General features: G+C 70.6%; 22 protein-coding genes and 2 pseudogenes. 9 read left to right on the top strand and 15 right to left on the bottom strand.

Going from position 1 to position 22,436, the window contains the following annotated elements; all coding sequences use genetic code 11:
- Positions 1 to 332 precede the first annotated feature (332 nt).
- The 6 genes from cbiE to AB5L52_RS35070 form a co-directional block, all read right to left on the bottom strand.
- Positions 333 to 1,589, bottom strand: a complete 1,257-nt coding sequence (gene cbiE, locus AB5L52_RS35095; protein WP_369367620.1) for a precorrin-6y C5,15-methyltransferase (decarboxylating) subunit CbiE — start codon at positions 1,587 to 1,589, stop codon at positions 333 to 335.
- Positions 1,590 to 1,676: 87 nt separating this feature from the next.
- Positions 1,677 to 2,315 carry a GNAT family N-acetyltransferase gene (locus AB5L52_RS35090; protein ID WP_351021772.1) on the bottom strand — a complete coding sequence of 213 codons (639 nt, stop codon included), beginning with the start codon at positions 2,313 to 2,315 and terminating at the stop codon, positions 1,677 to 1,679.
- Between the two features lie 218 nt (positions 2,316 to 2,533).
- Positions 2,534 to 3,364 (bottom strand): MetQ/NlpA family ABC transporter substrate-binding protein, encoded by an 831-nt coding sequence (locus AB5L52_RS35085; protein WP_369367619.1) that lies wholly within the window; start codon positions 3,362 to 3,364, stop codon positions 2,534 to 2,536.
- 66 nt (positions 3,365 to 3,430) lie between these two features.
- Positions 3,431 to 4,168: a methionine ABC transporter permease gene (locus AB5L52_RS35080; protein WP_351021776.1), complete on the bottom strand. Its 738-nt coding sequence runs from the start codon at positions 4,166 to 4,168 to the stop codon at positions 3,431 to 3,433.
- Complete coding sequence (locus tag AB5L52_RS35075) at positions 4,165 to 5,199, bottom strand: ATP-binding cassette domain-containing protein (RefSeq protein WP_351021778.1); 1,035 nt, start codon at positions 5,197 to 5,199, stop codon at positions 4,165 to 4,167. Before AB5L52_RS35075 ends, AB5L52_RS35080 begins: the two co-directional genes overlap by 4 nt.
- A 342-nt stretch (positions 5,200 to 5,541) precedes the next feature.
- Entirely contained in the window at positions 5,542 to 6,192 is a 651-nt protein-coding gene (locus tag AB5L52_RS35070) for an HAD family hydrolase (protein WP_369367618.1), read from the bottom strand.
- 81 nt (positions 6,193 to 6,273) lie between these two features.
- Between AB5L52_RS35070 and AB5L52_RS35065 the strand changes: the two genes are divergently transcribed.
- Entirely contained in the window at positions 6,274 to 6,633 is a 360-nt protein-coding gene (locus AB5L52_RS35065; protein ID WP_351021782.1) for a hypothetical protein, read from the top strand.
- Entirely contained in the window at positions 6,614 to 7,057 is a 444-nt protein-coding gene (locus AB5L52_RS35060; protein ID WP_369367617.1) for a hypothetical protein, read from the top strand. The genes AB5L52_RS35065 and AB5L52_RS35060 overlap by 20 nt, the downstream gene beginning before the upstream one ends.
- On the opposite strand, the gene AB5L52_RS35055 is transcribed toward AB5L52_RS35060, so the two are convergent.
- The 3 genes from AB5L52_RS35055 to AB5L52_RS35045 form a co-directional block, all read right to left on the bottom strand.
- Positions 7,047 to 7,544 (bottom strand): GNAT family N-acetyltransferase, encoded by a 498-nt coding sequence (locus AB5L52_RS35055; protein WP_351567124.1) that lies wholly within the window; start codon positions 7,542 to 7,544, stop codon positions 7,047 to 7,049. The genes AB5L52_RS35060 and AB5L52_RS35055 overlap by 11 nt on opposite strands.
- 44 nt (positions 7,545 to 7,588) lie before the next feature.
- A complete protein-coding gene (locus AB5L52_RS35050) occupies positions 7,589 to 8,095 on the bottom strand; it encodes an RNA polymerase sigma factor (protein ID WP_369367616.1) in 507 nt (168 codons plus the stop codon).
- 144 nt (positions 8,096 to 8,239) lie between these two features.
- Positions 8,240 to 9,445: a glycerophosphodiester phosphodiesterase gene (locus tag AB5L52_RS35045; RefSeq protein WP_369367615.1), complete on the bottom strand. Its 1,206-nt coding sequence runs from the start codon at positions 9,443 to 9,445 to the stop codon at positions 8,240 to 8,242.
- Positions 9,446 to 9,789: 344 nt separating this feature from the next.
- On the opposite strand from AB5L52_RS35045, the gene AB5L52_RS35040 reads away from it, so the two are divergent.
- Positions 9,790 to 10,461, top strand: a complete 672-nt coding sequence (locus AB5L52_RS35040) for a lysophospholipid acyltransferase family protein (protein WP_351021792.1) — start codon at positions 9,790 to 9,792, stop codon at positions 10,459 to 10,461.
- 109 nt (positions 10,462 to 10,570) lie between these two features.
- Here the strand turns inward: AB5L52_RS35040 and AB5L52_RS35035 are convergent, their stop codons facing one another.
- The 5 genes from AB5L52_RS35035 to AB5L52_RS35015 all read right to left on the bottom strand — a co-directional run bounded on the left by AB5L52_RS35035 (position 10,571) and on the right by AB5L52_RS35015 (position 16,479).
- A complete protein-coding gene (locus AB5L52_RS35035) occupies positions 10,571 to 12,094 on the bottom strand; it encodes an MFS transporter (RefSeq protein WP_369367614.1) in 1,524 nt (507 codons plus the stop codon).
- Between the two features lie 38 nt (positions 12,095 to 12,132).
- Positions 12,133 to 12,681: a TetR/AcrR family transcriptional regulator gene (locus AB5L52_RS35030; protein WP_369367613.1), complete on the bottom strand. Its 549-nt coding sequence runs from the start codon at positions 12,679 to 12,681 to the stop codon at positions 12,133 to 12,135.
- A 107-nt stretch (positions 12,682 to 12,788) separates the two neighbouring features.
- Entirely contained in the window at positions 12,789 to 13,760 is a 972-nt protein-coding gene (locus tag AB5L52_RS35025; RefSeq protein ID WP_369367612.1) for an aldo/keto reductase, read from the bottom strand.
- 56 nt (positions 13,761 to 13,816) lie between these two features.
- Positions 13,817 to 15,244, bottom strand: coding sequence for an argininosuccinate lyase (gene argH / locus AB5L52_RS35020; protein WP_351021800.1), 1,428 nt, complete (start codon positions 15,242 to 15,244; stop codon positions 13,817 to 13,819).
- Positions 15,245 to 15,285: 41 nt separating this feature from the next.
- Entirely contained in the window at positions 15,286 to 16,479 is a 1,194-nt protein-coding gene (locus tag AB5L52_RS35015) for an argininosuccinate synthase (RefSeq protein WP_351567135.1), read from the bottom strand.
- A gap of 167 nt (positions 16,480 to 16,646) precedes the next feature.
- On the opposite strand from AB5L52_RS35015, the gene AB5L52_RS35010 reads away from it, so the two are divergent.
- The 3 genes from AB5L52_RS35010 (at position 16,647) to AB5L52_RS35000 (ending at position 18,978) form a co-directional block, all read left to right on the top strand.
- Positions 16,647 to 17,513 carry a hypothetical protein gene (locus AB5L52_RS35010; RefSeq protein ID WP_369367611.1) on the top strand — a complete coding sequence of 289 codons (867 nt, stop codon included), beginning with the start codon at positions 16,647 to 16,649 and terminating at the stop codon, positions 17,511 to 17,513.
- A gap of 169 nt (positions 17,514 to 17,682) precedes the next feature.
- Positions 17,683 to 18,270, top strand: a complete 588-nt coding sequence (locus AB5L52_RS35005) for a pyridoxamine 5'-phosphate oxidase family protein (RefSeq protein ID WP_351567141.1) — start codon at positions 17,683 to 17,685, stop codon at positions 18,268 to 18,270.
- Positions 18,271 to 18,273: 3 nt separating this feature from the next.
- The gene (locus tag AB5L52_RS35000; RefSeq protein WP_369367610.1) at positions 18,274 to 18,978 is read left to right on the top strand and encodes a L,D-transpeptidase; all 705 of its coding nucleotides are present in this window, start codon (positions 18,274 to 18,276) and stop codon (positions 18,976 to 18,978) included.
- A 52-nt stretch (positions 18,979 to 19,030) separates the two neighbouring features.
- Here AB5L52_RS35000 and AB5L52_RS34995 read toward each other — a convergent pair.
- Positions 19,031 to 19,932, bottom strand: a pseudogene (locus AB5L52_RS34995) (sensor histidine kinase); the annotation flags it as partial.
- Positions 19,933 to 19,935: 3 nt separating this feature from the next.
- Here AB5L52_RS34995 and AB5L52_RS34990 point away from each other — a divergent pair.
- From AB5L52_RS34990 to AB5L52_RS34980, 3 genes and pseudogenes are all read left to right on the top strand, one after another.
- Positions 19,936 to 20,118 (top strand): annotated as a pseudogene (locus AB5L52_RS34990) (FMN-binding protein); the annotation flags it as partial.
- Positions 20,119 to 20,177: 59 nt separating this feature from the next.
- Positions 20,178 to 21,560, top strand: coding sequence for a ferredoxin reductase family protein (locus AB5L52_RS34985; RefSeq protein ID WP_351021809.1), 1,383 nt, complete (start codon positions 20,178 to 20,180; stop codon positions 21,558 to 21,560).
- Between the two features lie 45 nt (positions 21,561 to 21,605).
- Positions 21,606 to 22,436, top strand: coding sequence for an FMN-binding protein (locus tag AB5L52_RS34980; RefSeq protein ID WP_369367609.1), 831 nt, complete (start codon positions 21,606 to 21,608; stop codon positions 22,434 to 22,436).

Here is a 22,436-nt window from a genome sequence, read left to right as displayed (position 1 = left end):
GCGTCCGTGCCCAGCGGCACGAACGACCCGCCGGAAAAGGCGACAAAGCCATTCAGTGGCATTGTCCCGGCCGTTCCGCCGTCGCGACAGCATGATCCGCGACAGCCCGCTGTGGACTGCGCCACGTTGCGCATCCACCGGTTCCGCAGTACCACACCCACCCCAAAACGGGCGTGCTTTCCGGACATTGGCGAACGAATTTCCGGGCCGCCCGGTGCGGTACAACGATCGGCCAGCCTACCGCGCGCAGTACGACAACCGGATCACGGGGAGCGATCGGGCAGGCCCGCCCGTCACCCGACCACCACCCCTCAACGAGACTCCCCCAGTGCTCAACGCCTGGGGGCACCCCCATCGCGCCGCAGCAATTCTCCTGTGAGCAGGAACGCGACACTCCGCTCCGTCTCGGTCCAGGCCCGCGTGTCGAGTTCGACGGACTGCAGCAGCGCGCACTCGACCCGGTATCCGTGCTCGGTCAGGTCGCGCCCGACGAGTTCGGCCTCGTCACGGGTCGCGGCGTGCGTGACGATGCGCTGTGGGCGCCGGTCGGCGACCGCGGAGACGACGGGCACTCCCCCGCCGCCGACCCGGACGACGTCCGGTTCGGGCAGGTTCTCCAGGACGTGCGGCGCGATGCCCTCGACGACTTGGAGCTGGACGCCGTAGCGGCGTGCGACCGCCTCGGTCCGGGCGCAGGCCTGCGGGTCCCGGTCGACGGCGATGACGGCCGCGCCGGCGCGCGCGGCCTCGGCGGCGAACGCGCCGGCACCGCAGCCGATGTCCCAGACGAGGTCGCCGACCCGGGGGCCGAGGCGGGCGAGTTGCGCGGCGCGCAGCAGTTCCGTCTCGCCCTCGCCGAGCCGGCGCGCGGGTCCGTCGCCGTAGGAGCCGTAGGACTCGTCGGGCTGTACCCAGCCGCGCGGTCCGGCGCCCGGGTCGCGGCCGGCGATCCAGTCGCCGCTGTCGGTCGTGACGCCTCGTCCGGCGGGCCCGCCGATGACGATGACGACGTTGGGGTCGCGCCAGGTGTGGTCGGCGGCCTTGTCGGAGGTGACGACGGTGACCTGCTCGCGTTCGGTGCCCAGCTCCTCGCAGATGACGAAGGTCCGGTGGACGCCCTCCAGCAGCAGCCCGAGTTCGGCGGGGCCGGCGCCCGGTGCGGTGAGGACGGCGACCTTGGTGTGGGCGCGGCAGACGTTCACGGCCCGGCGCAGGGTGCGCGGGTGGGCGACGACCACCTGGGCGTCGTCCCAGGGCATGCCGGCCCGGGCGAAGGCGGCGGCGACCGAGGAGACGGCGGGGACGACCTCGACCTCCAGGCCGAACTCGGGTGCGCGCAGGGTGCGTACGACTCCGAAGAAGCCGGGATCGCCGTCGGCGAAGACGACCGCGGTGCCGCGGTGGGCGGCGATCCGGCGGGCGGCGAGCGCGATGCTGCCCAGGCGGACGCGTTCGGCGGTGGGCGGGACCTCGGGCAGCGCCAGGTGGTGGGCCGCGCCGGCCACGAGCGTGGCGGCGCCGAGGGCGGCGCGTGCCGCTTCGGTCAGCGGCGAGCCGTCCCAGCCGATCACCGTGACCCGGTCGGCCATCGTCGTCTCTCTCCAGGTCTTCGCAGGTCGTCAGGGGTGCGGGCCCGTGGCCCGGCTCGGTGAGGGTACCTGGTGCCGCTCGGGGGCTCAGTTCCAGTCGGAGTACGACGTGAAACCACCGGTGTCGGCGAGCTGCTCGTCGGCACCTTCCAGGTCCTCGGGGAGAAGGCTCCACACGATGTAGTCGGAGCGTACGTCGGTCCAGGTGCCGTCCTCGGCTCGATGGCGCACTATGCAGGCGTTGCGCAGCACGCCCTCGCTGATGCAGCCGATCTTCTGGGCGACCTGCTGGGCGGCGGTGTTGTCGGCGGCGGTGCGCAGCTCGATGCGCTCGAACTTCCGGTCGCCGAAGAGCCAGTGGGCGGTGGCGAGCGCGGCCTCGGAGGCATAGCCCTCGCCGCGGGCCCAGGGGGCGATGACGTACGACAGCTCGGTGGCGCGTACCCGCCAGTTGGTCCTGGCCAGCTGGACGATGCCGACCAGGCGCTGGGTGAGGAACTCGGTGACGGCGAGGTCGAGGCCGCGGCCCGCGAGGCGTTCGGCGGGGGCGTCCCGGGTGATCCAGCGGCGGGCCTGGTCCTGGGTGTAGGGCTGCGGGACGCCGGTCCAGGCGCCGACCTGTTCGTCGTTCATCATCTCGGCCAGGGCGGGCGTGTCGTCCTCGTCGAGGGGACGCAGCACCAACCGCTCCGTGCTGATGGAGATGTTGGGGAAGGTGCTAGTCATGCGCCGCTCCGTAACCTTCGGAAATACCGTCAGGGCCTGCTGAACTGCCCAGCATGCAGCATGAAACCACTGAACCGCACGACGGGGTCCACACCCGGTGAGGGAGTGGACCCCGTGCGTGGCGAATCGCCGTATACGTGCCGTCAGCTGCCGGTCACGGGCAGGACGGACCCCTTGTCATCGTCTCGTCATCGTCTTGTCGGCGTCCTCGGCCGGTCTCAGAAGGACGGGATGACCGAGCCCTGGTACTTGTCCGCGATGAACTTCTTGACCTCGGGCGAGGTGAGGAGCTTGGCGAGCTTCTCGACCCGCGGGTCCTTCTCGTTGCCCTTCTCGACGGCCAGGAAGTTGGCGTACGGGTTGTTCTTCGCGGACTCGAGGACGAGCGCGTCCTTGGCGGGCTTCAGACCGGCGGAGATGGCGTAGTTGCCGTTCACGACGGCGGCGTCCACGTCGTCCAGGGAGCGCGGGGTCTGCGCCGCCTCGACCTCCTTGAACTGGAGGTGCTTGGGGTTCTTGGTGATGTCCTGCGGGGTGGCCTCGTTGCCGACGCCGTCCTTGAGGGTGATGAGTCCGTTGGCCGCGAGCAGCTTCAGGGCGCGGGCCTCGTTGACGGCGTCGTTCGGGACGGCGACGGTCGCACCGCTCTTCAGGGCGTCGGCCTTCTTGACCTTGTGGGAGTACAGGCCGAGCGGCTCCAGGTGCACCGTGACGACGGGCACGATGTGGGTGCCGCGCTTGTTGTTGAAGTCGTCGAGGTACGGCTGGTTCTGGAAGTAGTTGGCGCCCACCGAGCCGTCCTCGGTCGCCGTGTTCGGCGTGATGTAGTCCGTGAACTCCTTGACCTCCAGGTCGAGGCCCGCCTTCTTCGCCAGGTTCTTCTTGACGAAGTTCAGGATCTCGGCATGCGGGGTCGGGCTCGCGGCGACGACGAGCGGGCCGCTGTAGTCGTGGGAGGCGGAGGACTTGCCGGATCCGCAGGCGGTGAGCCCGAAGGTGAGGGCTCCGGCGGCGAGGACGGCGGTGGTGAGCTTGGCGGTGTTACGCACGAAAAGTGCCTTTCCTTAAGGTGGTGCGACCCCGTGTATGGGTGAACGGGGAGTCTTGAGGGACGCTCAGGCGACCTTGTCGACGTCGGCTGCGGCGGGCGCCTTCGCCTTCAGCAGGCGGAGCTTCGGCCCCGGGCCGGAGCGGCCGCCGCGGCTGTGCAGGGAGCGGGCCGCGAGGTCGCCTGCGAACTGGATCAGGGAGATCACGACGGCGAGGATCGCGACGGTGATCCACATCAGCTCGGTCTCGAAGCGCTGGTAGCCGTAGCGGACGGCGAGGTCGCCGAGGCCGCCGCCGCCGACCGTGCCGGCCATGGCGGAGTAGCCGATGAGCGCGATGATCGTGGTGGTTGTGCTGGCGATCAGCGAGGGCAGCGCCTCGGGGACGAGGACCTTGCGGACGATCGTCCAGGTGTTGCCGCCCATGGACTGCACGGCCTCGACGAGACCGTTGTCCACTTCGCGGACAGCCGTCTCGACCAGTCGGGCGAAGAACGGGATGCCGCCGATGGCGAGCGGCACGATCGCGGCGGTCGTACCGATCGTGGTCCCGGTGACCCAGCGGGTGAAGCTCATCAGCGCGACCATCAGGATGATGAACGGCATGGAGCGGCCGATGTTCACGATCTGGCCGATCACCTTGTTGGCGACGACGTTCTGCAGCAGGCCGCCCCGGTCCGTGAGGACGAGCAGCACGCCGAGCGGAAGGCCGACCGCGACGGCTATCAGCGTGGACCACAGCACCATCGAGAGCGTCTCGGAACACGCCTGCGACAGCAGCGGCTGCATCTCGGACCAGGTCACTTGGCACCTTCCTTCACCAGCTGAGCCTCCTGGCCCACCACGTCGATCTGGAGCCCCTGTTCACGCAGGAACCCGATCGGCACCACGTTGTCCTCGTAGCGGCCGGGCAGTTCGATGCGCATACGGCCGATCTGCAGGCCGCCGACGGTGTCGATGGCGGCGCCGAGGATCGAGATGTCGATGTTGTAGGTGCGCGCGAGCTGGGAGACGACCGGCTGGGTGGCGGCCTCGCCGTGGAAGGTGACGTCGAGGACGGTCCGGTCGTCGCCGGTGCGCTCCCCGCTCACCGGGAACAGCGCGGCGGCCAGCTCGGAGCCCGGGGTGGCCAGCAGCTCGCTGACCGTGCCGGACTCCACGATCCGGCCCTTCTCCATGAGGGCGGCGGAGTCGCAGACCGACTTCACGACGTCCATCTCGTGCGTGATGAGCAGGACGGTGAGGCCCAGCTGCCGGTTCAGGTCGCGCAGCAGCTGGAGGATGGAGCGGGTGGTCTCCGGGTCGAGGGCGCTGGTGGCCTCGTCGGAGAGCAGCACCTTGGGGTCGCCGGCGAGGGCGCGGGCGATGCCGACGCGCTGCTTCTGGCCGCCGGAGAGCTGGGCGGGATGGGCCCCCGCCTTGTCGGCGAGGCCGACCAGGTCGAGGAGTTCGAGCGCCTTGCGGGAGCGCTCCTTGCCGGACTTGCCGAGGATTTCGAGCGGCAGCTCGACGTTGTCCTGCACGGTCCGCGAGGACAGCAGGTTGAAGTGCTGGAAGACCATGCCGATGCGGCTGCGCGCCCGGCGCAGTTCCTTGCCGGCGCGCGGGCCGCGCCCGACGAGGGCGGTGAGGTCCTGGCCGGCGACGGTCACGGTGCCGGAGGTGGGGCGCTCCAGCAGGTTGACGCAGCGGATGAGGGAGGACTTGCCGGCGCCGGACTGGCCGATGACGCCGTAGACCTCGCCTTCGCGGACGTGTAGATCGACGCCGTCGAGGGCGGTGACCTCACGGCCGCGGGAGCGGTAGACCTTGGTCAGGCCCGAGGTGGTGATCACGTGGGTTTCCGTCACTGTCGAGTGCGCGGGCGTGGGTGTGCCCGGGCACGGGTGCATGCGGTTCCGGCATGGGGAGTGGTCGTGCGTCTCGTACGGTCACGGCGCACGGACCTGCCACGGCTCTCGCTTCGGGGGCGAGGCTCAGCTGATGCGAGGGCCCTCTAGAAGGCGCACATTCGGCACATCAGGCGACACATACAACGAGCACCGGGCGTCATGGTCGCCTCGGTCGCAAGGATGCGGCAGCTCGTCGTGGTCATGCGATCAGTAAAGCAGACGCAGGGTCCTGACCGGTCGCCGCCGTCCGGATAGTGGACAGCGGCGGACAGCCCGGTCCGGGACTCAGCGGCGGACGGAGATCTCCACGCCCTCGTCGGTGACCAGTGCCGACAAGGCCGACAGGTCCTGGACCACGAGGTCGGCGTCCAGTTCCTCCGCCCGGTGGGTTGTGGTCAACGCCACGGTGGTCATGCCGGCGGCGCGGCCCGCCCGGAGTCCGGCCGGGGCGTCCTCGAAGACGACACAGCGGGCGGGGTCGACGCCGAGCTGCCGGGCGGCGAGCAGATAGGGCTCGGGGTCCGGCTTGCCGCGCGTGATGTCGTCGGCGGCGATCAGCGTCTTGGGCAGGATGCCGACGGCGTCCAGCCGGGCCTGGGCGAGCCGCCGGGTGGCGGAGGTGACGACGGCCCAGCGGTCGCCGGGGAGGGAGTCGAGGAGTTCCCGCGTGCCGGGCAGCAGCCGGACGTCTCCACCGGGCACGTCGTCCACCTCCAGCTGCTCCACCCGGAAGACCGCCTCCGGTACGAGAGGGGCGGGCAGCAGGTCGGCGACTATCTCGGCTGCGGGCCGTCCGTGCAGCGCCACGCGCCCGAACTCCTCGGCGGTGATCCCGTACTCCTGCGCCCATCGGGTCCAGCAGCGCTCCACGGAGTCGAGGGAGGAGACCAGGGTGCCGTCGTTGTCGAACAGGAGGGCATGCGCATGGATCGTCATGGTCTAGACCCTACGGTGTACGGCACGGCGTACGGCGGGGTCGGCGGCCGGGGTCCGTTTCGGCCGTAATAAGGTCACCGCATGCTCAATGCCCTGACGCTGGTGACCGGCGTCGCCGCGCTGCTGCTCGCCGCCTGGTGCGGCTGGGCCGCTTATCGGGACCAGCCGACCAAGGACTGGCACTTCATCGGCATGGCCGTGGTGTCGCTGCTCGCGGTGGTCCAGCTGGTGGTCGGGATCGTGCAGCTGGCGCGGGGCGAGAAGCCGGAGCAGGGCACGACGATCTTCGTGGCGTATCTGCTGGGCGCGTTCGCGTGTGTTCCGGCGGCGGGGTTCATGTCACTGGCCGAGCGGACCAAGTGGGGCTCGGTGACGGTCGCCGCCGGCGGTGTGGTGCTGGCCGTGCTGGAGGTGCGGCTCTATGACATCTGGGGAGGCTGAGGTGACGGCCGTGGAGGAGAAGCCGACCCGGTTGATCAGCGGGCCGGGCATGCTGCTCGTGTGGTTCTACGGCGTGATGGTGGTCGGGGCGGTCTCGCGTTCCGCGTACCAGATCGCGACGGAGTTCGACCGGGCGCCGCTCGCCTATGCGCTGTCGGCGGTGGCCGGGCTGGTGTACGGGTTCATCACGTACACGCTGATCCGTGGCGGGGAGACGGCCCGCAGGGCGGCACTGGTGTGTTGTGCCGCCGAACTCGCGGGGGTGCTGATCGTCGGTACCTGGACCCTGGCCGACCGCTCGGCGTTCCCGGACGCGACGGTCTGGTCGTACTACGGGGCGGGGTACATCTTCATTCCCATGCTGCTGCCGCTCTCCGCAATGTACTGGCTGAAGAAGGCGGCGGACAACGCGGTCACGCCGTAGCCGCGTAGGCTCCCGCCTGCTTCTCCAGGATGATCAGCTCCACCCCGTCGGCACCCTTGGAGCGGCCCACCGTCTCGTAGCCGGAGCGGCGGTAGAGGCGGAGGTTGCCCTCGCTGCGGTGGCCGGTGAGGAGGCGGAACCGCTTGGCGCCGCGCTCCTCGGCCAGCGCCGCCTCGGCCGCGCGCAGCAGCCGCGCGCCGATGCCGTGACCCTGCAGACGCGGGTGGACGCAGAGCTTGCCGATGGCGGCCGCGCCGTCCTCGGTGACCTTGCCGCGCACGGAGCCGACCACTTCCTCGCCGAGCCGGGCGACGAAGACACAGTCGGAGGCGACCTCCTGGCGGACGGAGTCCAGGGTCTGGACGAGCGGGTCGATGCGGTAGTTGCCGTACAACGCCGCCTCGCTCTGGAAGCACAGGTACTGGAGCCTGAAGATCTGCTCCGCGTCCTGCTCGGTCGCCACCGAGATGGTCACGCTCATGCCCATGTGCGCACGCCTCCCGCTCACCTGATCGCCTGTCGTTCCCACTCCTATCCCCGCACTTCGCGCGCCGCAACCTCCGGTGTGAGCAAACGCCGTAGACATCCCAGACATCTGGAGCGTTCCGGGCCAAGACTGCCCTGTGAGATACCCAACTCCCCCGCGATCTCCCGGTATGTCAGGTCCTTCGGGGAGAGCAGGGCCTCGATGAGCCGGGGACAGCGGCCGGGCAGCCGGCCCACCGCGTCGCGCAGGACGTGGTCCTGGGCGGCCGTGAGGACGTACTGCTCGGGGTCGGTGCGGGCGTCGGCGGCCGGTTCGGCGCCGTACGGACGTTCCCGGCGGGTGGTACGGCGGCTGCGGCGGGCCTCGGCGCGAACGGCCTTGCGCAGCCAGCCCTCAGGGTCCGGCGGCGGCCCCTCGGTCTCCAGGCGCTCCAGCAGGCGGAGCCAGACGGCCTGCTCCAGGTCGCCCGGCTCGCTCCCGGCGGCATATGCCTCGGCCGAGGCCTCGGCGGTGAGCAGCGGGTGCAGAGCGGCTATCAAGTCGTGCGTCATATGCGGAACGACGCGCCGCCCCGGGAGCAGGTTTCCGGGGCGGCGCACAGTCAGCCCGAACGAGGTGCCGACGCGGTCACTCGTTGACGGCGCCTCAGCCGTCAACGAGGCCGGCGGCTTCGGCCGACGGGGAAGGCGTCGGGGTCAGCCCGCCAGGAAGTCGGCGCGGGCGAGCACGCCGGTGTCGGCGTTGTCGGTGAAGACGCCGTCGATGCCGGTCGCGAAGTAGGTCTTGAACGCGCCGAAGGAGTCGCCGTAGGCGTCGGCCGCGCTGCCCTTGCGGTACTCGGCCGGGAGGAACGGGTTCTCGTTGCGCATCGTGTACGGGTGGAGGATCAGGCCCACCTTGTGCGCGTCGCCGACGAGAGTGGTCGGCTTGGTGAGGTTGCCGTTCGCGTCCTTCGGGATGATCAGGTCCAGCGTCGGGCCGATGCCCTGCGCGTAGCCGGCGATCTCCCGCAGGCCCTTGGGGGTGATCAGGTCGGCGACCGTGCGCGGGTCGCCCGCCGCGACGAAGTCGTAGGGGCGGCTGTCCGCCGTGGAGAGCAGCACGACGAGCGGATTGTCGACCAGCTGGTTCAGCTTCTGGATGCTGGTGGGCTCGAAGGACTGCAGGATGACCGGCGAGTTCCGGCCGTCCTTGCCGTACTTTCGCAGCAGCTTCGCCACCCGCTCCTCCAGACCGAGGCCGAGCCTCCGGAAGTAGGTGGGGTGCTTGGTCTCGGGGTAGATCCAGACCTGCTTGCCGCGCTTGCGGGTCTGCTCGTCCTGCCACTTCAGGACCTCTTCGAACGTGGGGATCTCCCAGCGCCCGTTGTAGAGGGTGTTGTGCGGACGGTTGGCCGGTATGCGCTCTATCGCACGCAGCGTCTTCAGTTCGGCGAGCGTGAAGTCCTCGGTGAACCAGCCCGTGGTCGCGACCCCGTCCAGCATCTTGGTGGTCTTGCGGTCGGCGAACTCCGGGTGCGCGGCGACGTCGGTGGTGCCGCCGATCTCCGGCTCGTGCCGGCAGACGAGATGGCCGTCCTTGGTGGGCACCAGGTCACCGGCCTCGACGACGTCGGCGCCAAGGTCCAGGGCCAGGTTGTACGAGCCGAAGGTGTGCTCGGGGCGGTAGCCGCTGGCGCCACGGTGGCCGACGATCGTCGGCTTCGGCAGGCTCTTCAGCCCCCGGCCGCCCTGCCCGGCCGCACCGTTCGTGACGGTCGCACCGGCCGTCCCGGTCTCGGCGGCGCCGGCCGCGCCCGGCAGCCCGAGGACCGCTCCGCTCGCCGCACCGAATACCGCCGCGCCGAGGATCGCCCGTCGTCCGGTGCCCTGCGCCTTCTCGTTCGCCTGGTCGCTGCCCATCAGCGTCTCCTGCCCGTTCGTTCTTCAGTCCGGGCCGATCGTAGGGGGGTTGATGTGACCGGAGAGAGTCCTGGGCCGGAACGCGTGGGTGCCGCCGGTTGTCCGCTCGGGACGGACCCGGCCCGGCGAGTGATGTTCCGCGCGAGTGATGTTCCGCGCGATCTCCGTCACATCGTCGCGGGACGGTCACAGCCCGTCTCCCGGACGTCACCGCAGGTAAACCCGTGTCAACTCTTCGTAAGACCTCGGTGAACCGGGCCTCCCCGATGTGCGTCTTCCCCGGAGCCGCGAGTAATGTCCTCACCTGCACAGACTCATAACGCCCCTCGACATCGGAGGACCCGTTGTCCCGCTTCCGGCTCATCAAGGCAGTGCTCGGACCGATCATGCGCCTGATGTTCCGCCCACGGGTGGAGGGCGTGGAGCACATCCCGGGCGACGGCCCGGTGATCCTGGCGGGCAATCACCTCACGTTCATCGACTCGATCGTGCTGCCGCTCGTTACCAAGCGGCAGGTGTTCTTCATCGGCAAGGACGAGTACGTCACCGGCAAGGGCTTCAAGGGCCGTCTGATGGCCTGGTTCTTCACCGGCGTCGGCATGATCCCGGTGGACCGGGACGGTGCGAGCGGCGGTGTGGCCGCGCTGATGACCGGGCGGCGGATCCTGGAGGAGGGGAAGGTCTTCGGGATCTACCCCGAGGGCACGCGGTCGCCCGACGGACGGCTGTACCGGGGGCGCACCGGTATCGCGCGGCTGACGCTGATGACCGGTGCGCCTGTCGTTCCCTTCGCCATGATCGGTACGGACAAGTTGCAGCCCGGCGGCAGTGGTATCCCGCGGCCCGGCCGGGTGACCGTTCGCTTCGGCGAGGCCATGGAGTTCTCGCGGTACGACGGGATGGACCGGGACCGGTATGTGCTGCGGGCGGTGACCGACTCCGTGATGGCCGAGGTCATGCGGCTGTCCGGGCAGGAGTACGTGGACATGTACGCCACGAAGGCCAAGGCCGCGTAGCGCCGCTGGCAGTTCGGCCGGCTGTCCGGGTGCAGGCGCGTGGGGGCTGGTCGCGCCCACGCGGCGGAGCCGCATATCGACAGGGCCCCGCGCCCCTGAGTAGCTCAGCTCACCCCGCGCTTTCCAGTTTCTGGCCCTTCAGCAGGAACCATGCCGCCACCGCCGTTGCCAGCAGGACCGCTGCTCCTGCGCCCGAGGCCAGGTGGAGGCCGTGGACGAAGGATTCCCGGGCCGCGTCCAGCATCGGCTGGGCCGTGTGCGGGGGCAGGTGGGTGGAGGCCTCGACTGCCGCGCCCAGTGACTCATGGGCCTGGGGCGGAGTGCCCGCCGGACCCGTGAAGTCACGGTAGACGCCCGTCACGATCGAGCCCAGCAGGGCGATGCCCAGGGCCGCACCCAGTTCGTACGCCGTCTCGGAGACCGCCGAGGCGGCGCCCGCCTGTTCCTTGGGCACGCTGGACAGGATGACGTCGGCCGTCACCGTGAAGGAGAAGCCGGCGCCGATGCCGACGACCAGCAGTACCGCGCCGAGGACCGGGTAGCCCGTCGACGTACCCAAAGTGGTCAGCACAGACAGGGCGAGCCCCACCGCGGCAAGGCCGCCGGAGACCACGGCCCGTACCGAGAAGCGGCGGGCGGCGCGGCCCGCGATCAGGCCGGCCACCACCGCGCCGGCGGCGGCGGGCAGTTCGGCCAGACCCGCCTCGAACGGGCGCCTGCCCTGGACGAGTTGCAGATACTGGGAGAGGAAGAACACCAGGCCGGACAGGCCGAGCACGGTCAGCAGGTCGGCGATGACCGCCCCGGTGAAACCGCGGCGCCCGAACAGCCGCATGTCCAGCAGCGGGGTCGGCATGGTGAGCTGACGGTGGACGAAGCCGTAGAGCGCGGCCGCGCCCAGCAGGCCCGCGGCGAGCGTGGGGCCGGTGAGGCCGTGGGTGGCCGCTTCCTTGACCGCGTACACGATGCCGATCATGCCGACCAGCGACAGGACGACGCTGATCAGGTCCCAGGGGCCGGGGTTCGGGTTGCGGGACTCGGGCAGCGTACGGATGCCGACGACGACCAGGACCGCCATCACCGGCAGGTTGATGAGGAAGACCGAGCCCCACCAGAAGTGTTCCAGCAGGAAGCCGCCCGCGATCGGGCCGACGGCCGTACCGGCGGAGGCGGTCGCGCCCCAGATGCCGACGGCGAGGCTGCGCTCGCGCGGGTCGTGGAAGAGGTTGCGGATCAGGGCGAGGGTGGCGGGCATCAGGGTCGCGCCCGCGACACCGAGCAGCGCCCGCGCCAGGATCATCAACTCCGGTGTCGTGGCGTAGGCGTTGAGCACGGATATCGCGCCGAACGCCGTGGCACCGCCGAGCAGGATCCGCTTGCGGCCGATGCGGTCGCCGAGGCTGCCCATGGAGACGAGCAGACCGGCGATGACGAAGGAGTAGACGTCGCCGATCCACAGCAGCTGGGTGCCGGAGGGGCTCAGGTCTTCGCTGATGTAGGGGGTCGCCAGGCCGAGGACGGTGGCGTCGACGGCCACCAGCAGCACGGCCAGAACGAGGACGGAGAGCGCGAGCCAGCGGCCCGGACGCTTCTCCACCTCCGCCACGCGTGCCGGCTGCAGGGTGCTGGTCATGGTTCCTCTCTTCTTACGCGTCGGTACGTCTACGCGCCTTACGCGTTCGTACGTCGGGCCCCGCCGAGCAGCAGCTCGACGATCATGTAGGTGAAGTCCTTGGTCGCCACCCGGCCCTCGGCCACCGCCCAGGCGCCGGAGGCCAGCAGGCCGTACAGCGCCTCGGTGAGCCAGGCGGGGGTGAGGTCGATACGGAACTCGCCGCTCTCCTGGCCGCGCCGGAACAGGGCGGTGAGGCGTTCGTCGATACGGGCCCAGCCCTGGTTCTGCTCCTCGCCCTCGAAGAGCTGGTTCTCGGTGTAGAGGAAGGCGAGCAGGCCGGCGGCCGGTTCGATGGCGCGGACCAGGCGGTGGACGGCCTCGCCCGCCGGGCCCTCGTCCAGCCGGGCCGCCTCCAGCGCCGCCTCGCACTCTTCGATGCCGAGCGCTTCCAGCGCCCGTACGAGCGCGTCCCGCCCGGCGAAGTGGCGGTGCAGCGTCGCCCGGCTGATCCCGGCGGCCTTGGCGACCTCGTCCATGGTCGCGGTGGATTTGCGGGTCAGCAGGGCGGCCGCGCTGCGCAGCACCTGGTCACGATCGAAGGCCATGAGACGAGGATAGACCATGTGAGACATTTTTGTCTCACTCCAGGCGTACGTGACTCATATCCGCTGGTCGGCGCGGCTGATTTCGGCTGGTCTGCGCGGCTGCGGGGTCAGTGCCAGGGCAGCTGTCCGCGCCGTTCCCAGTAGGCGCGGGGGTGCTCGGCGAGCGTGCCGAGGCGGGTCAGCTGGTCCGCGTCGAGGTCGACGGCGGGAGCGTGCAGATTGGAGACGAGCTGCGGGACCGTCGCGGCGCCGGAGAGGACGACGCCCGCCCAGGGCCGGCGCAGGATCCAGGCGAGGGCCACCGCGTCACAGCCGAGCGAGGTCTCCTCGGCGACGGCCCGCAGCGCCTGCGGGGCGTGCGGCGCGGCCAGCCGGCCGTTGGCCATGCCCTCCTTGACGATCACCGTGAGCCCCGCGTCGTGCGCCTCGGCGAGCGCGGGTTCCGCCGAGGTCTCCAGGGCGTTGTACGTCGACTGGACGGTACGGAAGAGAGGCTCGCCGTCGACGGTGATCGCGAGGGCGGCGCGGATCGCGTCGGCCTGGGCGGGGCCGCTGGTGGAGAAGCCGACGGTCAGGCCGGTGGCGGCCGCTTCGGCCAGGCGGGCGTGGAGTTCCTTGTCCGTGAGGGCCGGGCTGTCGGGGGTCACCGAGTGGATCTGGTAGAGGTCCAGCCGGTCGCCGAGCAGCGCGTCGGTCTCGGCGCGCTGGCGGTCGTAGGCCGCCGGGCTGTGGTCCTTGACCTCGTGCTGTTCGGCGTCGGTGGACCAGCCGGCGGTGTAGGTGTAACCCCACTTGCTGCCGACGACCACGTCGTCGATGTCGGGGCGGGCGTTCAGCCAGTCGGCGAGGAACTCCTCGGAACGTCCGTACGAGCGGGCCACGTCGAAGTAGCGGACGCCCTGGGCATAGGCGGCGTCGAGGAGTTCGTGGGTACGGGTGCGCAGTGCCTCGACGCTGCGGTTGTCTCCGAGGTCCTCGTCGCGGCCGAGGTTGATGTAGCCGGGGCGGCCGACGGCGGCCAGGCCGAGGCCGATGTGGCAGGTCGGCGTCGTGGCGGTCGCGAGACGGGCGAAGGGCATCGCGGGCTCCGTTCGGTCGGCAGACTACGACCAACGTAACCCGCGATGCCCTCACGTCACTTCTTTGCGGCGGCCCACACGTGCTGTGCCGCCACGTCCGCCTTGACCTCCGCCAGCTGGACCGCGACCGCGCCGGGTGCCGTACCTCCGCGTCCGTTGCGGGAGGCCAGGGCGCCGGGGACGTTGAGGACGGACCGCACCTCGGGCGTCAGGTGGGCGCTGATCTTCGCGAACTGCTCGTCCGTCAGCTCGTCCAGCTCCTTGCCCTCGGCCTCGGCCGCCTTCACGCACTCCCCCGCGACCTCGTGCGCCACGCGGAACGGCACACCCTGCTTGACCAGCCACTCGGCGATGTCGGTGGCGAGCGAGAAGCCGGCCGGGGCCAGTTCCTCCATGCGCTCGCGGTGGACGGTGAGGGTGGCGATCATGCCGGTGAAGGCAGGGAGCAGCACCTCCAGCTGGTCGCAGGAGTCGAAGACCGGCTCCTTGTCCTCCTGGAGGTCGCGGTTGTAGGCGAGGGGCAGGGCCTTCAGCGTGGCCAGCAGCCCGGTCAGGTTGCCGATGAGGCGACCGCTCTTGCCGCGCGCCAGCTCCGCGATGTCCGGGTTCTTCTTCTGCGGCATGATCGACGAGCCCGTGGAGAACGCGTCGTGCAGGGTCACGAAGGAGAACTCCTTCGTGTTCCAGATGATGATCTCCTCGGCGATCCGGGAGAGGTTCACGCCGATCATGGCCGTGATGAAGGCGAACTCGGCGACGAAGTCGCGGGAGGCCGTGCCGTCGATCGAGTTGCCGACGCTGCCGTGCTCGAAACCGAGGTCCTGAGCCACCGCCTCCGGGTCCAGACCGAGGCTGCTGCCGGCGAGGGCGCCGGAGCCGTACGGCGAGACGGCCGTGCGCTCGTCCCACTGGCGCAGCCGCTCGGCGTCCCGGGACAGGGGCTGGACATGGGCGAGGACGTGGTGGGCGAAGAGCACCGGCTGGGCGTGCTGGAGGTGGGTGCGGCCGGGCATCGCGACGTCCGGGTGGGCCTCGGCGAGGCCGATCAGGGCGTCCTGGAGGTCGGCGATCAGGCCGCCGATCGTACGGGCGTGGTCGCGCAGGTACATTCGGAAGAGGGTCGCCACCTGGTCGTTCCTCGACCGGCCGGCGCGCAGTTTGCCGCCGAGGTCGGGGCCGAGGCGCTCCAGCAGGCCGCGCTCCAGGGCGGTGTGTACGTCCTCGTCGGCGATCGTGCCCACGAAGGAGCCGTCGGCGACGTCGGCCTCCAGCCCGTCGAGCCCGGCGATCATGCGGGTCAGCTCGTCCTCGGTGAGCAGCCCCGCCTTGTGCAGCACGCGTGCGTGGGCCCGCGAGCCGGCGATGTCGTACGGCGCGAGGCGCCAGTCGAAGTGGACGGACGCGGACAGCTTGGCCAGGGCCTCGGAGGGACCGTCGGCGAAACGGGCGCCCCAGAGCCGTACGTCACCGCTGCTGCTGCTCACTTGCGCTGCTCCTAGAGAGGGTGTGGATGGACGAACACTACTTACGCGAGGTCTCGCTTGGCGGCGATCTTCGACGACAGGCTGTAGATGTCGATGAATCCCTTGGCGGCGGACTGGTCGAACGTGTCGCCGGTGTCGTAGGTGGCGAGGTTGAAGTCGTACAGGGACGACTCGGAGCGCCGGCCGGTGACGACGGCGCGGCCGCCGTGCAGGGTCATCCGGATGTCACCGGTCACGTGCTGGTTGGCCTCGTCGATGAAACCGTCCAGGGCCCGCTTGAGCGGGGAGAACCACTGGCCGTCGTAGACGAGTTCGGCCCAGCGCTGCTCGACCTGCCGCTTGTAGCGGGCCAGTTCGCGCTCGACGGTGACGTTCTCCAGCTCCTGGTGGGCGGTGATCAGGGCGATCGCGCCCGGGGCCTCGTAGACCTCGCGGGACTTGATGCCGACGAGGCGGTCCTCGACCATGTCGATCCGGCCGATGCCCTGGGCGCCGGCGCGCTCGTTGAGCTGCTGGACGGCCTGCAGGACGGTGACGGGCTTGCCGTCGATCGCGACCGGGACGCCCTCCTTGAAGGTGATGATCACCTCGTCGGGCTCGCGCGGGACGGCCGGGTCGGCGGTGTAGTCGTAGATGTCCTCGATGGGGGCGTTCCAGATGTCCTCCAGGAAGCCAGTCTCGACGGCGCGTCCGAAGACGTTCTGGTCGATGGAGTACGGGGACTTCTTGGTGGTGGCGATCGGGAGCTGCTTGGCCTCGCAGAAGGCGATCGCCTTGTCCCGGGTCATCGCGTAGTCGCGGACGGGGGCGATGCAGCGCAGGCCGGGGGCGAGGGCGACGATGCCGGCCTCGAAGCGGACCTGGTCGTTGCCCTTGCCGGTGCAGCCGTGGGCGACGGTCGTGGCGCCGTGCTTCTCGGCGGCGGCGACCAGGTGCTTGACGATCGTGGGCCGGGACAGGGCGGAGACCAGCGGGTAGCGGTCCATGTAGAGGGCGTTGGCCTTGATCGCCGGGAGGCAGTACTCGTCGGCGAACTCGTCCTTGGCGTCCGCGACCTCGGCCTCGACGGCACCGCAGGCGAGGGCGCGCTTGCGGATGACGTCCAGGTCCTCGCCGCCCTGGCCGACGTCCACCGCGACGGCGATGACCTCGGCGCCCGTCTCCTCGGCGATCCAGCCGATGGCGACGGAGGTGTCCAGACCGCCCGAATAGGCGAGTACGACGCGCTCGGTCACGGGTTTCTCCTCACACTGCACTGGCTGTCATGCATGAGTATGCAGAACTCTGCATGATTCGTCAATCGACGGTGGGAGTGAACAACTGAAACCGCTTTCCCGTACTTCCCTGTGCACGCAGGCGCCGCGTTGCCCAGACGTCGATCCGACCCAAGTGAGGCTTCCGCATGTCCAGGGCTCTTCCGAAGTACAACAAACGCCGCGTGGCGGTCGTCGGCGGCGCTGCGGCCGTGGTGCTGTCCGGTGCGTTGATCGCCGGCTCGGCCCTCGCCGGCACCCCCGCCAAGAGCGATGGCGCCACCCAGGCCCGCACCCTGGCGAGCCCCGGCACGATCACCTGCCCCGATGTCGCCTCCCAGCTCCCCGCCGTGCCCGCCACCGCGAAGGCCGAGGTCGACCGCAACCTCGCTCTGCTCCAGACCCAGATCCAAGAAGCCAACAAGCGTTTGCAGACCACCGTGGGCCAGGGCGGACCCAACTTCGTCAACAACGCCATCCTCGGACCCCTCAAGGACAAACGCGTCTCCACCATCGACCGCATCGCCATCGCCATCGGCCGCACGTCCGCCAAGCCCACCGGACTGGACTCCCTGGCCGCCTGCACCCTGAACGCGAGCGGCGCGAACACCGGCGCCGGGGCCGCGTCGGGCAGCACGGCGACCCGGCAGTCGGGCACCGGCGCGACCGGCGGCAAGAACACCGGAGGCGGCGGCAGCACCGGGGCCGGCAGGAACACTGGGGCCGGCACGATCACCTGCCCCGACGTCGCCTCCAAGCTCCCCGCCGTGCCCGCCACGGCCAAGGCCGAGGTCGACCGCAACCTCGCTCTGCTCCAGACCCAGATCCGAGAAGCCAACAAGCGTTTGCAAACCACCGTCGGCCAGGGCGGACCCAACTTCGTCAACAACGCCATCCTCGGACCCCTCAAGGACAAACGCGTCTCCACCATCGACCGCATCGCCATCGCCATCGGCCGCACGTCCGCCAAGCCCACCGGACTGGACTCCCTGGCCGCCTGCACGCTCACCAAGTGAGGTAGCAGGCAGCCGTGGCCGCCCCGACCAGCGCGGGCCGGGGCGGCCAGGGCGGGTCCGCATGCGTACGTCCGGATTCCGCATGCGTACGTCCGGATGAGGAGCCGTTCCGTAAATTCCTTAGACAGGCGAAAGACAGGCGAAGGAATTTCGTCGATACTCGGTGGACATGGGAAAGACCTACGAGCGCATCGACGGCAGGCTCCGGACGTTCATCGAGGAGCAACCCCTCTTCTTCACCGCGACCGCGCCGCTGTCCGGTGACGGCACGGTCAATCTCTCCCCCAAGGGCCTCTGCGGCTCCTTCGTCGTGCTCGACGAGCTGACCTTGGCCTATCTGGACTTCGCCGGGTCCAACGCCGAGACCGTCGCGCACCTCAGGGAGAACGGGCGGATCACCCTGATGTGGTGTGCCTTCCAGGGCCCGCCGAACATCGTGCGCGTACACGGCCGGGGCGAGGCCGTCTTCCGGGACGACCCGCGCTTCAAGGAGTTGCTCGCCCGCTTCCCGGACATCGACCCCAGCCCGCACGGGCTGCGCGCGGTCATCGTCGTGCACGCGGAACTGATCCGGGACAGCTGTGGGTACGCCGTCCCCTACATGGCCTACGAGAGCGATCGTGAGCTGCACGGGAAGCGGTTCGCGCGGGAGGACGACGCCTCGCTGAGCGCGTACTTCGAGAAGAAGGAGCACATCGCGACGAGCCTGGACGGGCTACCCGGGCTGCCGTTGCCGCTTCCGCCGTCTACCGTCTGAGCCATGCGCCCCGGTGTCGTACTCGCCCTTGTGATCGCGTCCTCGCCGGCCCTGCTCGGTCTCGCACCGGAACCCGGGGCCGTACCGCTGCCCGCGCGGATGGCGGACACCGGGGGCGGCACCCAGCTGATCACCGCTCAGGCACCGCGCAACGACGCGACGTCGGGGACCCTCACCTGGTGGGACCTGCGACACGGACGGTGGGTGCGGGCCGGTTCCGCACCGGCGCGGTTCGGGGCGAAGGGGCTGGTGGAGGGGGTGAAGCGGAAGCAGAGTACGAACACGACACCGACCGGCCTTTACGACCTTCCCTTCGGCTTCGGGATCAAGGCGGCACCGGGCGGGACAAGGGTCAAGTACCGTGCGGTGAAGGGCAGTTCGTGGTGGTGCGAGGACAATGACTCACGGTCGTACAACCGGTGGGCCGAGCCGTTGCCGGGCGACTGCCGGGCCACCGAGTCCGAGCATCTGATCTCGTACACCGCTCAGTATGCGTACGCCCTCGTCATCGGGTTCAACTACGACCGGCCTGTTCGGGGCCGGGGCGCCGGGATCTTTCTGCATGTCAACGGGCGTGGGGCTACGGCCGGGTGTGTGTCGGTGCCCGAGGCTGCGATGCGGCGGATTCTCCAGTGGGCCGACCCCGGGAAGCGGCCGCATGTCGCCATCGGGACCGTGGCGGGGGCTACGGCGGTTACGCGGTACTGAGCCACGGTGCGCCCACGCGGCGTCGCCGCACATCGACACCGCCTCGCGCCCCTCACGTCGGCAGGCTGACCCGGAATGTCGTAGAGCCGGGGCCGCTCTCCAACCCCACGCTCCCCCCATGTGCCTCCGCCACCGCCGCCACGATCGACAGGCCCAGGCCCGCTCCTCCGCCGGAGGCGTCCGGGCGGCGGCGGTGGTCGGCCCGCGTGAAGCGTTCGAAGACGCCGGGCCGGACCTCTTCGGGGACACCGGGGCCGTCGTCGTGGACCGAGAGGACGGCCGCCTCGGAACCGGCCTCCAGGGTGACCGTCACCGGGTCCTCGGGCAGATCCAGCGTCCAGCCGTGGTCGGGGCCGGTGGCGCGGGCGTCGGTGACCGCGTCCAGGACCAGACGGGTCAGGTCCACCGGGCTGCTCTCCAGCGGTCGGCCCGCATCGAGGCGGGCCGGCAGGAGGAGGTCGTCCACCATCTCGCCCATGCGGGCGGACTCGGCCTTGATGCGCTCCAGGGCCCGGGTGACCTCCGGTGGCACCGGGCCGGGGCGGAGGAGGGCCGGCTCGGCGTGGCCGCGGACCGAGGCGACCGGGGTGCGCAGCTCGTGGCCGGCGTCGGCGGCGAAGCGGCGCAGCCGCTCCTCGCCGGTGTGCCGCTTGGTCAGCGCGTCCTCGACGTGCCGCAGCATCCGGTTGAACGCCGCCGCCCCCGGCCGACCTCGCTGCGCGGGTCGCTGCCCGGGCCGCGCGGCGGCAGCGCCACCTCACCGCTGGCCAGGGGCAGCTCGCTGACCCGGGTGGCGGTCGCGGCGACCCGGGTCAGCGGGCGCAGCGACCAGCGCACCCACAGCGCCCCGGCCACACCGGCGACGGTCAGGGCCAGGCCGAAGACGGCCACCGCGACCAGTTCGAGGCGTCGCACGGCGGCCCGCACCGGCTCCGTCGGCAGCCCCGTGATCAGCCGGCCGTGCAGTACCCGTCGGACAACCCGCGCGACCAGGAGATCAACGGCTACGCCCTGCCTCAGCTGCGGCGCGAGGCGCCGGCCGCGCAGAGCGCGGAGATCGACATGGTGTCGGGCGCCTCGTACACCAGCACCGGGTACCGGCGGTCGCTGCAGTCCGCGCTGGACTCGGCGGGGCTCTGAACACTCAGCGCATGCGGCACGTATCTCTGGGCCAAGGGCCGAGTCCCCACGGAGGAACCGTGACCACCACGCTCGCAGGCGGACGTGCCGCCCGCCGACAGACGATGCGCCGCATCCGCCCGCGCCGCAGCCCGGCCGTACCGCTGCTGATCGCCCTCTGGGCGGGCGCGGCGGCCGTGCTGTGGCTCTGGTGGCACAACACACCGTCCATCGCCGACAACACCGGCAGGATCCTCAACGCGGGCCGGATCACCGGCCTGTTGGCCGGCTATCTGATGGCGCTGGTCGTGCTCCAGATGGCGCGGGTGCCGGCGCTGGAGCGGCGGGTCGGCTCGGACCGGGTGGCCCGCTGGCACGCGATGAGCGGCCGGTACACGCTCTGCCTGATCGTGGCGCACGTCTTCCTCACCATGTGGGGGTACGCGCTCCAGGCGGGCAAGTCGCTCGGCGACATCGTCCAGCAGACCGTCGACTCCATCAACCAGCTGCCCGACGTGGGCAAGGCGGCGATCGGCACCGGCCTGTTCGTGCTGATCGGGCTGACGTCGATCGGCGGTATCCGCCGCCGGATGCCGTACGACACCTGGTATCACGTCCATCTGCTGACCTACGCGGCGGTGTTCCTGACGTTCTGGCACCAGATCACCACCGGCAACGACTTCGCGGTCGAGCCGGTCGCCAAGACCTTCTGGTACGGCCTGTACGGCGCGGTCACCGCACTGGTGGTCTGGTACCGGATCCTCACCCCGATCCGGCTGAACCTCAAACACCGGATGCGGGTGGAGGCGGTGATCGAGGAGACGCCGGGCATCGTGTCGGTGCTGATCGGCGGGCGCAAGCTGCACCGGATGGGCGCGGAGGCGGGCCAGTTCTTCCGCTGGCGGTTCCTCGCGCCCGGGATGCGGTTCAGCTCGCACCCGTACTCGCTGTCGGCGGCGCCCCGCCCGGACATGCTGCGGATCACGGTGAAGGCGATCGGCGACCACAGCGCCCGGCTGCGGGAGCTGACGCCCGGCACCCGGGTGTGGGCGGAGGGCCCGTACGGGGCGATGACCGCGCAGCGCCGCAGCCGGGGCAAGGTGCTGCTGGTCGCGGGCGGGGTGGGCATCACACCGATGCGGGCGCTGTTCGAGACCCTGCCCGGCGCGGCCGGCGACATCACCCTGCTCTACCGGGCCAACAGCACCCAGGACCTGGCGCTGTGGGACGAGCTGGCGAAGATCGCCGACGAGCGGGGCGCCCGCCTGATGTACGCGGTGAACAGCCCGGAGGGCGAGCGGCCGGACATCTCGGCGGAGAACCTCCAGCGGAAGATCCCGGACATCGACCGGCACGACGTCTTCATGTGCGGTCCGGCCGGGTTCGCGCAGTCGGTGTACGAGGCACTGCGCGGTGCGGGGGTCCCCGCCCGCCGTATCCATCACGAGTCGTTCGAGATGTGAGCGGGCGCAACGGATAGACCGGGAGCTACGGAGAGATACGGACAGATGAGGAAGAGCCATCCCATTCGACGGGTCGTGCTGGCCACCGCCGCCACCGTGTCCGGAGTCGTGCTGCTGCTGGCGCTGAAGCCGGCGTCCGATCCGGCCGCGGTGTCGGCGGCGGGCGCGGCACCGCAGGCGACGGCGGGTCAGCAGGCACCGCAGGGCGGCGCGCAGGCGGCCGGTGCGGCGGGCGGCACGGTGACCGGTGACGCGACGCAGACGCAGTACGGGACCGTGCAGGTACGGCTGACCGTCGCCGGCGGCAAGGTCACCAAGGCGGAGGCGGTGCAGGCGCCCAAGGGCGGACTCAGCGACCAGAAGACGGCGATGGCCGTCCCCAAGCTCAACCAGGAGGCCGTGACCGCGCAGAGCGCGCGGATCGACGCGGTCTCCGGGGCGACGTACACGAGCACCGGCTACAAGAAGTCGCTCCAGTCGGCGCTGGACAAGATGAAGGCGTCCGCGGGGTCTTCCGCCGGGTCCTCGGCCGGTTCTGCCGCGGGATCCTCCGGCGGGTCCTCGGCCGGGTCCGGCGGCTCCTCGTCGTCCGGTTCCGCTCCGGCTCGTACGGTGACCGGGCAGGTCGCGCAGACCCAGTACGGCCCGGTCCAGGTGCGGATCACGGTCAGCGCGGGCAAGATCACCAAGGCGGAGGCGGTGCAGGCGCCCAAGGGCGGACTCAGCGACCAGAAGACGGCGATGGCCGTGCCCAAGCTCAACCAGGAGGCCGTCGCGGCCGGCAACGCGCGCATCGACGCCATATCCGGCGCCACCTACACCAGCACCGGCTACCGGCAGTCCCTCCAGTCGGCGCTGGACCAGGCCGGTGGCTGA

Source organism: Streptomyces sp. CG4 (assembly GCF_041080655.1).
Classification (GTDB): Bacteria; Actinomycetota; Actinomycetes; order Streptomycetales; family Streptomycetaceae; genus Streptomyces.
The sequence above is the reverse complement of the archived record's forward strand: the minus strand, read 5'-3'. Positions and strand labels throughout refer to the sequence as shown.